We start from the raw sequence: 13741 nt of genomic DNA, 5'->3' as shown, positions 1-13741 counted from the left end.
TCTACTTGCGGCTTGCAGCTTATAACTTGCCGCTAAATTAATTCAAATGTTCGACGCGGATACGGACCACCGGCCCAACGACACCCTGGAGCGCTTCCAGCGCCGCAATCGCGTCGTTGATGTTCTGCTCGACCACACGGTGGGTCAGCAGGATCATCGGCACCAGGCCGTCGTGTTCCTCGACCTCCTTCTGCATGATCGACTCGATGTTGATGCCGCGCTCCGAGAGGATGCTCGCCACTTGAGCCAGCACGCCCGGATGGTCCTTGGCCTGGATGCGCAAGTAGTAGGAGCTTTCGCACGCCTCGATCGGAAGAATCGGGTGCGCCGACAGCGAGTCCGGCTGGAAGGCCAGGTGCGGCACGCGGTTTTCCGGGTCCGAGGTCATGGCGCGAACCACGTCCACCAGGTCGGCCACCACCGAGGAAGCGGTCGGTTCCATGCCGGCGCCAGCGCCGTAGAACAACGTCGAGCCGGAAGCATCACCGTTGACCATCACCGCGTTCATCACGCCGTTGACGTTGGCGATCAGGCGGTCGGCCGGGATCAGCGTCGGGTGCACGCGCAGCTCGATGCCGCTGGCGGTGCTGCGCGCCACGCCCAGGTGCTTGATGCGATAGCCCAAGGCTTCGGCGTAGTTCACGTCAGCGGTGGTCAGCTTGGTGATGCCTTCGGTGTAGGCCTTGTCGAACTGCAACGGAATGCCGAACGCGATGGACGCCAGGATCGTCAGCTTGTGCGCTGCGTCGATGCCTTCCACGTCGAACGTCGGATCAGCCTCTGCGTAGCCCAGGGCCTGGGCTTCGGCGAGCACGTCTTCGAAGGTGCGACCTTTCTCGCGCATCTCGGTGAGGATGAAGTTGCCGGTGCCGTTGATGATCCCCGCGACCCAGTTGATGCGGTTGGCCGACAGGCCTTCGCGGATCGCCTTGATCACCGGGATACCACCAGCCACGGCCGCTTCGAACGCCACGATCACGCCCTTCTCGCGGGCCTTGGCGAAAATCTCATTACCGTGAACAGCGATAAGCGCCTTGTTCGCGGTGACCACATGCTTGCCATTCTCGATGGCCTTGAGTACCAACTCGCGGGCAACGGTATAGCCGCCCACCAGCTCTATGACGATGTCGATCTCAGGGTTCGTGGCCACTTCGAAGACATCGTTGGTAATCGCAATACCGGTCGTCTGGAACTGAGGCTTTGGCGTGCGCATGGCAATTTGTGCCACTTCGATCCCACGCCCGGCACGACGAGAAATTTCCTCGGCGTTGCGCTGAAGTACGTTGAAGGTGCCGCCACCGACGGTACCTAACCCACAGATGCCTACTTTGACCGGATTCACTCTTGACTCCCCATGAAACGGCCGACGCAAGGTCGGCCGTGAAATACAGCCGCGCAGCAACGCGACTCTGTGTTTAACGGCCCGGCGAATGTATTCGCCGAGCCGTGATCTTCAAAAGCGGACCGCCCATGATCATTTCGCGCCCAGGGCCAGTTTGGCCACTTGTGGCGCCGGCTGGTAGCCCGGAATCACCTGGCCGTCGGCCAAAACGATGGCCGGCGTACCGTTCACGCCAATGGACTGACCCAAGGCGAACTGCTTGGAAACCGGGTTCTCGCACTTGGCGGCCTTGATTTCCTTGCCGTCGACCATCTTGTCCATGGCCGCTTTCTTGTCCTTGGAGCACCAGACCGCCTGCAACTGCTCATCGCCCGGCGAGCCCAGGCCCTGGCGCGGGAACGCCACGTAGCGCACTTCGATGCCGCGCTTGTTCAGCTCCGGTACTTCGGCGTGCAGCTTGTGGCAATACGGGCAGGTGGTGTCGGTGAACACGGTGATGTGGGACTTGGTTTCGCCGATCGCCGGATAAACCACGGTTTCAGCGACCGGAATGCCGTTGATCAACTTGGAAATGCCCTGACGCTCGGTCATCTCGGTGAGGTTGACCGGCTTGCCGTCCTTGAGCGCGAACAGGTTGCCCTGGACGATGTACTGGCCGTCGGCACTGGCGTAAAGCACCCGGCTGCCCTTGAGCTTGACCTCATACAGGCCGGCCATGGGGCTGGCCGAGATGGTGTCGATCGGCACTTCGAGCTGAAGGTTTTCCAGGCTTTTGCGGATAGCCTTGTCGGCCGCGTCGTCGGCGATGGCAAAGGTACTGGCCAACGCAATGGCGGCGGCGGTGAACATCTGGATCAAACGCATGGGGACTCCTGAGGCGAACAAATGAGACGGGAAACGCCGACCCGCAGATTCGGGTTCCAACCGCCCACTGTGCAAACCGGCAAAGCCTACCACATAAGGGCTGCGTGACCGAATGCCGGTGATACAAGGCATTGATGGATGCTTTTTTCTGTGGGGGCGGGCTTGAGTTCACAGATCTGGCGTTCACCACAGATCACCTGTGGGAGCGAGCCTGCTCGCGATGGCGGCGGATCAGCTTGCATAGATGTTGAATGCGCCACCGTCATCGCGAGCAGGCTCGCTCCCACATGGGCTATCAGGTACTCATCAATCCAGGGATCTTCATTCAACCGCGTGGATGATGCTTGGCATGCAAGTCCTGCAACCTCGCCCGGGCCACATGGGTGTAGATCTGGGTGGTGGACAGGTCGCTATGGCCGAGCAGCATCTGCACCACCCGCAAGTCGGCACCGTGGTTGAGCAGGTGCGTGGCGAAGGCATGGCGCAAGGTGTGGGGCGAGAGGGATTTGTTGATGCCGGCCACCTTGGCCTGGTGCTTGATGCGATGCCAGAAGGTCTGGCGGGTCATCTGCTCGCCGCGCAGGCTGGGAAACAGCACATCGCTGGGACGCCCGCCCAGCAATTCATGACGGGCATCACGCATATAACGCTCGACCCAGACAATCGCTTCCTCGCCCATCGGCACCAGGCGTTCCTTGCTGCCCTTGCCCATCACCCGCAGCACGCCCTGGCGCAGGTTGACCTGTTCCAGCGTCAAGCTGATCAACTCGGTGACGCGCAAGCCACAGGCATACAGGACTTCCAACATGGCCCGGTCGCGCTGACCGATGGCCTCACTGAGATCGGGTGCCGCCAGCAGCGCCTCCACATCGGCTTCCGACAGGGACTTGGGCAGCGGACGCCCCAGTTGCGGCATTTCCACGCGCAAGGTCGGGTCCACCGCGATCAGCTTTTCCCGCAGCAAATAGCGATAAAACCCACGTAGACCGGAGAGAAACCGCGCGGTCGAGCGGGGTTTGTAGTTCTGCTCCAGGCGCCACGCCAAGTGATCGAGGATCAACTCCCGACCGGCATTGACCAGCTCCAGGTGGTTTTCCTGCAGCCAGCCGTTGAACAACGCCAGGTCGCTGCGGTAGGCATCACGGGTGTTATCGGACAGGCCCTTCTCCAACCACAGGGCGTCGAGAAACTGGTCTATCAGCGGATGATCGATGGCTGGCATAAAAACTCTTGAAGGAGGCGGGCACACACGGCGTCGAAATGGAAAATGAAGCTATGCAGGGTGCTCAAAGTGCAAATCGCAGGCAACAAAAAAGCAGCCCGCAGGCTGCTTTTTTTTGCATCGGAAGCTGGACTTAAGCCAGTTTTTCCTTGATGCGAGCTGCTTTACCCGACAGGTCACGCAGGTAGTACAGCTTGGCTTTACGCACGTCACCGCGACGTTTCACAGCCATGCTGTCGATTTGCGGGCTGTAGGTCTGGAAAGTACGCTCTACGCCAACACCGTTGGAGATTTTACGAACGGTGAATGCACTGTTCACGCCACGGTTACGCTTGGCGATAACGACGCCTTCGAACGCTTGCAGACGGGAACGGTCGCCTTCCTTCACTTTCACCTGAACGACAATGGTGTCGCCCGGGGCAAAGGTAGGGATTTCTTTGGTCATCTGCTCTGCTTCGAGTGCAAGGATGATTTTGTTAGTCATGCTGTGCTCCTAAGGCGAGTCGTCGGACTCACCATCGATACGTTGTTAACTATCGTCCCGCTCGCGGATGTATTCCTCGAGCAGCTTCTTCTCTTCTCCAGAAAGCGAGCGGCTTTCCAGAAGATCGGCGCGTCGTTCGTAGGTCCGACCAAGGGACTGCTGCAAACGCCAACGCCGGATGTGCGCGTGGTTGCCACTTAGCAACACGTCGGGAACACGCTGATCCGCATACACCTCCGGTCGGGTGTAGTGCGGGCAATCCAGCAGACCATCCGTAAAGGAATCTTCCTCAGCGGAATCTGCATGCCCTAAAGCTCCAGGCAGCAGTCGTGTAACCGCATCGATCAGGACCATCGCCGGCAGCTCGCCGCCAGACAGTACATAGTCGCCAATCGACCACTCTTCATCGACATGAGCTTCAATGAAACGCTCGTCAATGCCTTCATAACGGCCGGCAATCAGGATCAATGCATCCGAATTCGCCAGCTCGCGTACCGCCGACTGAGTCAGCTGGCGGCCTTGGGGCGACAGGTAGATCACCTTCGCACCCTCCCCGGCTGCCGTCCTGGCCTGAACCAGCGCATCTTCCAGGGGCTTGATCTTCATCACCATGCCCGGACCACCGCCAAACGGGCGATCGTCCACAGTGTGATGCCGATCCGTGGTGTAGTCCCGCGGATTCCAACAGGTGAGCTGCAACAGCTCCTGTTTCACCGCGCGGCTGGTTATGCCGTACTCGCTGATGGCGGAAAACATCTCGGGAAACAATGTGATGACTTCAACGCGCAAATTAGCCACGTTTAGAAATCCGCATCCCATTCCACCTTCATCTCGCCTGCGGCAAGGTCGACGGCCAACACGCATTGCTCGGTATAGGGCAACAGGCGTTCGCGATCATCCAGGCTGCCGACGCAAGGCTTGACCACCATGACATCGTTCGAACCGGTCTCGAGCAGGTGATCGATCTTCCCGAGCAATTGCCCGAGGTGGTCGATGACCTTCAGACCCACCAGCTGGTACCAGTAGTACTCGCCGTCGGTCAGTTCAGGGAACAGGTTGCGCGGCACGCAGATCTCATAACCGGCCAGAAGACGTGCTTCTTCACGATCATCGAGACCCTTGAGCTTTGCGACCAGGAACTTGTCGTTCCCGCGTCCGCTGACCAGCTCCACCTGTTTCACGCTACCTTCGCGCTTGAGCGTCCAGGTTTTGTAGTCCAACAGGTTCTTGATCGGATCAGTAAAGGAATACACCTTCACTTCGCCGCGAACGCCATGTACAGAATAGATCTTGCCGACAACGATCAAATCATCAGCATCTTTTGGCGTCGCGTTCATATTGCTCAGGCCGCAGCCTTAGCCGATTCCTTCAACAACTGAGCAACGCGCTCAGAAGGTTGTGCACCAACGCTCAGCCAGTAGGCTACGCGCTCTTGGTTCACGGACAGACGAACTTCCTGACCACGGGCAACAGGGTTGAAGAAACCAACCTGCTCCTTGTGGGAACCGTCACGCGGGTTGCGGCTGTCGGTTACGGTCAGGTGGTAAAACGGGCGCTTTTTGGAGCCGCCAAGGGCAAGACGGATTGTTAGCATGTGAACATCGTTCCTGTAGTCGGTGCTGCAAATCTAAATGCACAGCGGGCATAGGTGCCCGAAAGGCCGCATATTCTAAGGAATATCCGGACTTTTGCAAATGTCTTTTTCCGGCGCCTGGCGCCATGCGATCAAGATTTGCCATAGAGCCGTCATGAAAAACGGCAGATCAGCCCCCGCATAGCACGGGTTTGCTGGAGATCCCCGCATCCGTGCGGGGCAACGCCGGCATGACAGCCGGCGCAGATTCTTTACATTTTCGGCATGCCGCCACCGGGCAACATACCGCCCATGCCGCGCATCATCTTGGCCATCCCGCCCTTGGCGGAGAATTTCTTCATCATCTTCTGCATCTGCTTGTGTTGCTTGATCAAGCGACCGATGTCCTGCACCTGGGTGCCGGAACCCATGGCGATGCGGCGCTTGCGCGAACCGCTGATCAGCTCAGGGTCACGGCGCTCGGCCGGGGTCATGGAGTTGATGATGGCTTCCATCTGCTTGAACTGCTTTTCAGCCGCGCCCTGGGCATTGCCCATCTGCGCCAGGTTCACGCCACCGATGTTCGGCAGTTTGTCCATGAGGCCGCCAAGGCCGCCCATGTTCTTCATTTGTTGCAGTTGGTCGCGGAAGTCTTCGAGGTCGAAGCCCTTGCCCTTCTTCAGCTTCTTGGCCAGTTTGTCGGCCTTGTCCTTGTCGAGGGTCTGCTCGGCCTGCTCGATCAGGCTGAGCACGTCGCCCATGCCGAGGATGCGCGAGGCGATACGTTCGGGGTGGAACGGCTCGAGCGCTTCGCTCTTCTCGCCCATACCGATGAACTTGATCGGCTTGCCGGTGATGGCGCGTACCGACAGCGCGGCACCGCCACGGGCGTCACCATCGACCTTGGTGAGGATCACGCCGGTCAGCGGCAGTGCATCACCGAACGCCTTGGCGGTGTTGGCCGCGTCCTGGCCGGTCATGGCATCGACCACGAACAGGGTTTCCACCGGGTTGATCGCGGCATGCAGCGCCTTGATCTCGCCCATCATCTCTTCATCGATGTGCAAGCGACCGGCGGTATCGACGATGACCACGTCGATGAACTTGAGCTTCGCTTCTTTAATAGCCGCCTGGGCGATGTCCACCGGCTTCTGGCTCAGGTCGGACGGGAAGAACGTCACGCCGATGTCGTTGGCCAGGGTTTCCAGCTGCTTGATCGCCGCCGGACGGTAGATGTCCGCCGACACCACCATCACCGACTTCTTCTTGCGCTCTTTGAGGAAGCGCGCCAGCTTGCCGGCTGTCGTGGTCTTGCCCGCGCCCTGCAGACCGGCCATCAACACCACCGCTGGCGGTACGGCCGCGAGGTTCAGGTCTTCGTTGGCGGCGCCCATGAGGCTTTCGAGCTCGGCCTGGACGATCTTCACGAACGCCTGGCCCGGCGTCAGGCTGCGCGACACTTCGGTGCCGACGGCGCGTTCCTTGACCGAATTGACGAAGTCCTTGACCACCGGCAGGGCGACGTCGGCTTCGAGCAACGCCATGCGCACTTCGCGCAGGGTGTCTTTGATGTTGTCCTCGGTCAGTTTCGCCTTGCCGGTGACATGGCGCAGCGTCTGCGAGAGACGGTCGGTTAGGTTTTCAAACATGCGCGATCCTTTCAGGCCCAGATGAGACCGGGATAATGGCGGCCCAGACCGTGAAAAATGTGCTCGGCGAGCCTGCGGCGTGGGCAGGTCGCGGATTATAGCGAAGAAGCGTGCGGCGTACACCTTGCTGTGGTCTTTCGTGTGAAGGGGGTTCTATGCCAAACTCAGCGCCTTTCGGGCTTGCCTAACAGGATTTATGCTCCCCTTGTCACCCAGCTTGCTTGCCACCCTCGCCGCCGCTTGCCTTTATGCCGCTGCGACCCTCTATCAAGGCACCCGCCTGGCCACCGGCGCCAAGGCGAACAAACGCCTGCTGGTCACGCTTGGCGTGCTGGCGGTGCTCGGCCACGCGGTCAGCCTTTATACCCACCTGATGACACCGATCGGCCTGGGCCTGGATTTTTTCAACGCCGCCAGCCTGATCGCCGTCGCCGTGATCGCCCTGACGCTGCTGGCCTGTTCGCGCATCCCGGTGGAAAACCTGCTGGTGCTGCTGTTCCCGCTGGGGCTGGCCACGGTGCTGCTGGCGCAGTTCGCGCCGTCGGGCACCGTGCAGATCATCGACGAAGAACCGGGCATCCTTGCCCACATCCTGCTGTCGATCCTCGCCTACGGCCTGTTCACCATCGCCGTGTTCCAGGCCCTGTTGCTGCTGGTGCAGGATCATCAGCTCAAGCACAAGCACCCGTCCGGGCTGATCCGCAACTTCCCGCCGCTGCAAACCATGGAAAGCCTGCTGTTCGGTTTCCTCTGGGCCGGCTGGACCCTGCTGTCGCTGTCGCTGATCTCCGGCTGGTTGTTCGTCGAAAACCTGTTCGCCCAGCACCTGGTGCACAAGACCCTGCTGGCCTGCCTGGCGTGGGTGGTGTTCAGCGTGCTTTTGTGGGGCCGCAACCGCCTCGGCTGGCGTGGGCACAAAGCAATTCGCTGGACCCTGGCCGGTTTCTGCCTGCTGATGCTGGCGTACTTCGGCAGCAAGCTGGTCCGTGAATACATCCTGCATATCTGACGGACGGCCCTGATGGATACATTGCCCGTAGCGCCGTTGTTCGCCGTGCTGGTGGTGCTGATCCTCTGGTCGGCCCTGTTCACGGCCATCGAAGCCGCCCAGCAGCACCTGCTGGCCCAGCGCACGGCCTCTCGCGCCAGTGACAAACCGCTGGCAACGCTGACATTCCCGCTGCCCAGCCTGATCCTGTGCAACACCCTCTGTCGCGCCCTGGCCGTGGTCATTGGCACGTTGCTGGCGATTTTTACCTGGCTGGAAAACGGCCCCTGGGTCGCCTGGCTCGGCACCAGCGCCGCCCTGCTGATATTCGCCGACTACCTGCCGCGCACCCTGGCCAGCCGCCAGCCCGACGCGGTGCTGGCACTGGGCAACACCTTGCTGGGCATCCCGTTGAAAATCCTCTATCCATTTGCCTGGTTGTTGAATGGCGCCAGCCAGTTGTTGCTGCGTCCATTTGCCCGCAAACCCGGCATGGTGCAGCAGAGCGACGACGAAATGCCCGCGCCACCGCGCAGCGAGCAGGAGCCAGAGCAAGGCAGCGGCCGGCTGCATCCGATTTCCGGCATCCACGCCCTGGACAACATCACCGTCAACGATATCCTCGTGCCCCGCAGCGAGGTCGATGGGATCAACCTCGACGACCCCATCGGCGAGATCATCGAACAGTTGCGCCTGAACCGACGTACCCGCCTGCCGGTGTTCCACAGCGATATCAACCAGGTCGAAGCGGTGCTCAACACCCGCCAGATCCGGCACTTGCTGGCGGACGCGAGCCTGACCCAGGAAGCGTTGCTGGCGGCCTCCCACGAACCCTACTTCGTGCCCGAAAGCACGCCACTGCAACTGCAACTGTTGAATTTCCACAAGCAGCAGCGGCGCCTGGGCATGGTGGTGGACGAATACGGCGAAGTGCTGGGTATCGTCACCCTGGAAGACATCCTCGAAGAAATCGTCGGCGAATTCGAGAGCGAGCACAGCCTCGACAACCCCCACGTACATCCCCAGCCCGATGGCCGCCTGATGATCGATGGCGCGGCGTCGATCCGCGAATTGAACAGGACCCTGGGCTGGCACCTGCCTTGCGACGGCCCCAAGACCCTCAACGGGCTAGTGACCGAAGCTCTGGAAACCATCCCCGAAAGCCCGGTCTGCCTGAAGATCGGCCGTTATCGGCTGGAAATCATCGAGACCGTGGACAACCGCGTCAGCCAGGTGCTGGCGTGGCACAACAGCTCGGTGCCGGTGGTGCTCTAAACACAGCCCCCGTGGCGAGGGAGCTTGCTCCCGCTGGGCTGCGCAGCAGCCCCAAAAACAGCAACCCCAAACCGCCTGACACACCGAGCTGTCAGATCTCAGGGCCGCTTCGCAGCCCAGCGGGAGCAAGCTCCCTCGCCACAAAAGCGCAGTGCACGCTTCAATATTGTGTGCGGGCTCTCTTGTTGATTCGTTAGCCCCCTTCCTATACTCAAGCCGCTTACCGAACCCTGTGTCTACCCAGCACTCAGCCGGTTCCGGCCAGACCATCGGCAAAATCCGCATCAGCCCTGGGACTGTTCCTACCCGAAACAGCGACGGGATACCCGCCCACATCCCTGGGTGTTCGACCATAATAATTCGCTCCAACGGAGCACATGACTGTCAGGGATAACCGCATGACGACCGCTACCTGCAACGAGGCTGTGCCTGCCCAGCCGACCAATTCGGCCACCCGCGTGGCGACCGCGAGTTTCATCGGCACCGCCATCGAGTTCTACGACTTCTACGTCTATGCCACGGCGGCGGCCCTGGTGATCGGGCCGGTGTTCTTTCCACAAACCTCAGGCACGGCACAAATGCTGTCGTCCTTCCTGACGTTCGGCATCGCCTTCCTCGCCCGTCCGCTGGGTTCGGCGCTGTTCGGCCATTTCGGCGACCGGATCGGGCGCAAGTCGACGCTGGTGGCGTCCCTGCTGCTGATGGGCGTATGCACCACGCTCATTGGCGTGCTGCCCGGCTACGCCAGCATTGGCGCCTGGGCGCCGATCCTGCTGTGCCTGCTGCGTTTCGGCCAGGGCCTGGGGTTGGGCGGCGAATGGGGCGGCGCGGCGCTGTTGGCCACCGAGAACGCGCCCAAGGGCAAGCGTGCCTGGTTCGGCATGTTCCCCCAACTGGGGCCCTCCATCGGCTTCCTGGCCGCCAATGGGCTGTTCCTGACCCTGGCGATGACCCTGGACGACGAGCAATTCCGCTCCTGGGGCTGGCGGATTCCGTTCCTGCTCAGTGCCGCGCTGGTGATCGTCGGCCTCTACGTGCGGCTCAAGCTCCATGAAACGCCGGTGTTCGCCAATGCCATGGCCCGCCAGGAACGGGTCAAAGTGCCGTTGGTCGAGCTGTTCAGCCAATACTGGGCGCCGACCTTGCTGGGCGCGGCGGCGATGGTGGTGTGTTACGCCCTGTTCTACATCTCGACGGTGTTTTCCCTGAGCTACGGCGTGTCGACCCTAGGCTACAGTCGCGAGACGTTCCTGGGCCTGCTGTGCTTCGCCGTGCTGTTCATGGCCGCCGCTACCCCGTTGTCCGCCTGGGCCAGCGACCGCTACGGTCGCAAACCGATATTGATCATCGGTGGCCTGCTGGCGATTGCCTCGGGCTTCCTCATGGAGCCGTTGCTGACCCACGGCTCCACTGGCGGCGTGGCGCTGTTCTTGTGCATCGAGCTGTTCCTGATGGGGGTAACCTTCGCCCCCATGGGTGCCTTGCTGCCGGAACTGTTTCCGACCCACGTGCGTTATACCGGCGCCTCGGCGGCCTACAACCTGGGCGGTATCGTCGGCGCCTCGGCCGCGCCGTTCTTCGCCCAGAAACTGGTGGCGATGGGTGGCTTGAGCTATGTCGGCGGCTATGTTTCAGCAGCCGCGCTGCTCAGCGTCATCGCCGTGCTGTGCCTGAAGGAAACGCGCCACAACGACTTGAACCGGGTGGCCTAGGCCGGGCCCGTGGCGAGGGTCCGCGCCTCGCCACGCCAACCTGTCGCCAACCTGAACGGCCACCAAGGAAATAACCGTTAACAATCGCCCACCATTGAAACCACCCCCCACCTGCCCCATCTAAGACCCATACCCCATTGCGCAGGTGCCCCATGAGCGACCAGCACTCTACTGAAGCCACTAACGACTACGCTGATTCCGAACACATCGAACACACCTCCTCCGGCACCGGCCTGGCGCTGCCCGGCCAGAACCTGCCGGACAAGGTCTACATCATTCCCATCCACAATCGTCCCTTCTTCCCGGCCCAGGTGTTGCCGGTCATCGTCAACGAAGAGCCGTGGGCCGAGACCCTGGAGTTGGTGGCCAAGTCCGATCACCACTCCCTGGCGCTGTTCTTCATGGACACGCCCCAGGAAGACCCGCGCCATTTCGACACCTCGAAACTGCCGCTGTACGGCACGCTGGTGAAGGTGCACCACGCCAGCCGGGAAGGCGGCAAACTGCAATTCGTCGCCCAGGGCCTGACCCGCGTGCGCATCCGCACCTGGCTCAAGCACCATCGCCCACCGTACCTGGTGGAGGTCGAATACCCGCACCAGCCGAGCGAGCCGACCGACGAGGTCAAGGCCTACGGCATGGCGCTGATCAACGCGATCAAGGAACTGCTGCCGCTCAATCCGCTGTACAGCGAAGAGTTGAAGAACTACCTCAACCGCTTCAGCCCCAACGACCCTTCGCCGCTGACCGACTTCGCCGCCGCGCTCACCTCCGCCACCGGCAATGAGCTGCAGGAAGTGCTCGACTGCGTACCCATGCTCAAGCGCATGGAAAAAGTGCTGCCGATGTTGCGCAAGGAAGTCGAAGTGGCACGGTTGCAGAAAGAGATTTCCGCCGAGGTCAACAACAAGATTGGCGAACACCAGCGCCAGTTCTTCCTCAAGGAACAGCTCAAGGTCATCCAGCAGGAACTGGGGCTGACCAAGGACGATCGCAGCGCCGACGTCGAACAATTCGAGCAGCGGCTGGAAGGCAAAGCGCTGTCGGCCCAGGCGCAGAAGCGTATCGAAGAGGAAATGAACAAACTCTCGATCCTGGAAACCGGCTCGCCGGAATACGCCGTCACCCGCAATTACCTGGATTGGGCGACCTCGGTACCGTGGGGCGTGTATGGCCAGGACAAACTCGACCTCAAGCATGCGCGCAAGGTGCTCGACCAGCACCACGCCGGCCTGGACGACATCAAGGACCGCATCCTCGAATTCCTCGCCGTCGGTGCCTACAAAGGTGAGATCAGCGGTTCCATCGTGCTGCTGGTGGGCCCGCCGGGCGTGGGCAAGACCAGTGTCGGCAAGTCCATCGCCGAATCCCTGGGCCGGCCGTTCTACCGCTTCAGCGTTGGCGGCATGCGCGATGAAGCCGAGATCAAGGGCCATCGGCGCACCTACATCGGCGCCCAGCCGGGCAAGCTGGTGCAGGCGCTCAAGGATGTCGAAGTGATGAACCCGGTGATCATGCTCGACGAAATCGACAAGATGGGCCAGAGCTACCAAGGCGACCCGGCCTCGGCCTTGCTGGAGACCCTCGATCCGGAACAGAACGTCGAATTCCTCGACCACTACCTGGACCTGCGCCTGGACCTGTCGAAAGTACTCTTCGTGTGCACCGCCAACACCCTGGACTCGATCCCCGGCCCGTTGCTGGACCGGATGGAAGTGATTCGCCTGTCGGGCTACATCACCGAAGAAAAAGTCGCCATCGCCAAGCGCCATCTGTGGCCCAAGCAACTGGCCAAGGCCGGCGTGTCCAAGGGCAGCCTGAGCATCAACGACAGCGCCCTCAAGGCCCTGATCGACGGTTACGCCCGTGAGGCCGGGGTGCGACAGCTGGAGAAACAGCTGGGCAAACTGGTGCGCAAGGCGGTGATGAAGCTGATCGACGACCCGAAAGCGGTGATCAAGCTGGGCCCGAAGGATCTTGAGGCATCCCTGGGCAAACCGGTATTCCGTAACGAGCAGGTGCTGTCCGGCATCGGCGTGATTACCGGCCTGGCCTGGACCAGCATGGGCGGCGCGACCTTGCCGATCGAAGCGACGCGCATCCACACCCTCAATCGCGGCTTCAAGCTGACCGGGCAACTGGGAGAGGTGATGAAGGAGTCGGCGGAGATCGCCCACAGCTACGTCAGTTCGCACCTGAAGCAATTCGGCGGCGATCCGAAGTTCTTTGACGAGGCCTTCGTTCACCTGCACGTACCGGAAGGCGCCACGCCCAAGGACGGCCCGAGCGCCGGCGTGACCATGGCCAGCGCCTTGCTGTCCCTGGCCCGCAACCAGCCGCCGAAAAAAGGCGTGGCCATGACCGGCGAACTGACCCTCACCGGGCATGTGCTGCCTATTGGCGGGGTGCGCGAGAAGGTGATCGCGGCGCGCCGGCAGAAAATCAATGAACTGATCCTGCCGGAAGCCAACCGGGGCAACTTCGAAGAACTGCCGGACTACCTCAAGGAAGGTGTGACGGTGCACTTTGCCAAGCGGTTTGCGGATGTGGCGAAGGTGTTGTTCTGATGGTCCTCTAGCGCTTGCGCGGGCTCCATCGCGGGCAAGCCTTGCTCCCACAGGGTTAAAATGTC

12 protein-coding genes are annotated in these 13741 nt (G+C 61.3%); 4 read left to right on the top strand and 8 right to left on the bottom strand.

Annotated features, from left to right (window positions below; all coding sequences use genetic code 11):
• Positions 1 to 37: 37 nt before the first annotated feature.
• The 8 genes from AC515T_RS05130 to ffh all read right to left on the bottom strand — a co-directional run bounded on the left by AC515T_RS05130 (position 38) and on the right by ffh (position 7134).
• Positions 38 to 1342, bottom strand: coding sequence for a homoserine dehydrogenase (locus AC515T_RS05130; RefSeq protein WP_122568774.1), 1305 nt, complete (start codon positions 1340 to 1342; stop codon positions 38 to 40).
• Between the two features lie 132 nt (positions 1343 to 1474).
• On the bottom strand, positions 1475 to 2206 hold the full coding sequence (locus AC515T_RS05125; protein ID WP_496531661.1) for a DsbC family protein: 732 nt from the start codon (positions 2204 to 2206) through the stop codon (positions 1475 to 1477).
• A gap of 325 nt (positions 2207 to 2531) precedes the next feature.
• Positions 2532 to 3428 (bottom strand): site-specific tyrosine recombinase XerD, encoded by an 897-nt coding sequence (xerD, locus tag AC515T_RS05120; RefSeq protein WP_092202311.1) that lies wholly within the window; start codon positions 3426 to 3428, stop codon positions 2532 to 2534.
• A 133-nt stretch (positions 3429 to 3561) separates the two neighbouring features.
• Entirely contained in the window at positions 3562 to 3912 is a 351-nt protein-coding gene (gene rplS / locus AC515T_RS05115) for a 50S ribosomal protein L19 (protein WP_003175895.1), read from the bottom strand.
• 45 nt (positions 3913 to 3957) lie between these two features.
• Positions 3958 to 4731 (bottom strand): tRNA (guanosine(37)-N1)-methyltransferase TrmD, encoded by a 774-nt coding sequence (gene trmD, locus AC515T_RS05110; RefSeq protein WP_170845966.1) that lies wholly within the window; start codon positions 4729 to 4731, stop codon positions 3958 to 3960.
• The gene (rimM, locus tag AC515T_RS05105; protein ID WP_058544503.1) at positions 4713 to 5249 is read right to left on the bottom strand and encodes a ribosome maturation factor RimM; all 537 of its coding nucleotides are present in this window, start codon (positions 5247 to 5249) and stop codon (positions 4713 to 4715) included. Before rimM ends, trmD begins: the two co-directional genes overlap by 19 nt.
• 5 nt (positions 5250 to 5254) lie before the next feature.
• On the bottom strand, positions 5255 to 5506 hold the full coding sequence (gene rpsP, locus AC515T_RS05100) for a 30S ribosomal protein S16 (RefSeq protein WP_003198088.1): 252 nt from the start codon (positions 5504 to 5506) through the stop codon (positions 5255 to 5257).
• A 251-nt stretch (positions 5507 to 5757) separates the two neighbouring features.
• Entirely contained in the window at positions 5758 to 7134 is a 1377-nt protein-coding gene (gene ffh / locus AC515T_RS05095) for a signal recognition particle protein (protein ID WP_060739058.1), read from the bottom strand.
• Positions 7135 to 7330: 196 nt separating this feature from the next.
• Here ffh and AC515T_RS05090 point away from each other — a divergent pair, with 196 nt between their 5' ends.
• The 4 genes from AC515T_RS05090 to lon all read left to right on the top strand — a co-directional run bounded on the left by AC515T_RS05090 (position 7331) and on the right by lon (position 13676).
• Positions 7331 to 8143, top strand: coding sequence for a cytochrome C assembly family protein (locus AC515T_RS05090; protein ID WP_496531660.1), 813 nt, complete (start codon positions 7331 to 7333; stop codon positions 8141 to 8143).
• 12 nt (positions 8144 to 8155) lie between these two features.
• Positions 8156 to 9397 carry a transporter associated domain-containing protein gene (locus AC515T_RS05085; RefSeq protein WP_496531659.1) on the top strand — a complete coding sequence of 414 codons (1242 nt, stop codon included), beginning with the start codon at positions 8156 to 8158 and terminating at the stop codon, positions 9395 to 9397.
• Positions 9398 to 9795: 398 nt separating this feature from the next.
• Positions 9796 to 11109: an MFS transporter gene (locus AC515T_RS05080; protein WP_496531658.1), complete on the top strand. Its 1314-nt coding sequence runs from the start codon at positions 9796 to 9798 to the stop codon at positions 11107 to 11109.
• A gap of 152 nt (positions 11110 to 11261) precedes the next feature.
• Positions 11262 to 13676 carry an endopeptidase La gene (gene lon, locus AC515T_RS05075; protein WP_496531657.1) on the top strand — a complete coding sequence of 805 codons (2415 nt, stop codon included), beginning with the start codon at positions 11262 to 11264 and terminating at the stop codon, positions 13674 to 13676.
• Positions 13677 to 13741 lie beyond the last annotated feature (65 nt).

It is taken from the genome of Pseudomonas sp. FSO-7 (genome assembly GCF_059579345.1).
This window is presented reverse-complemented; position numbering and strand designations above follow the sequence as displayed.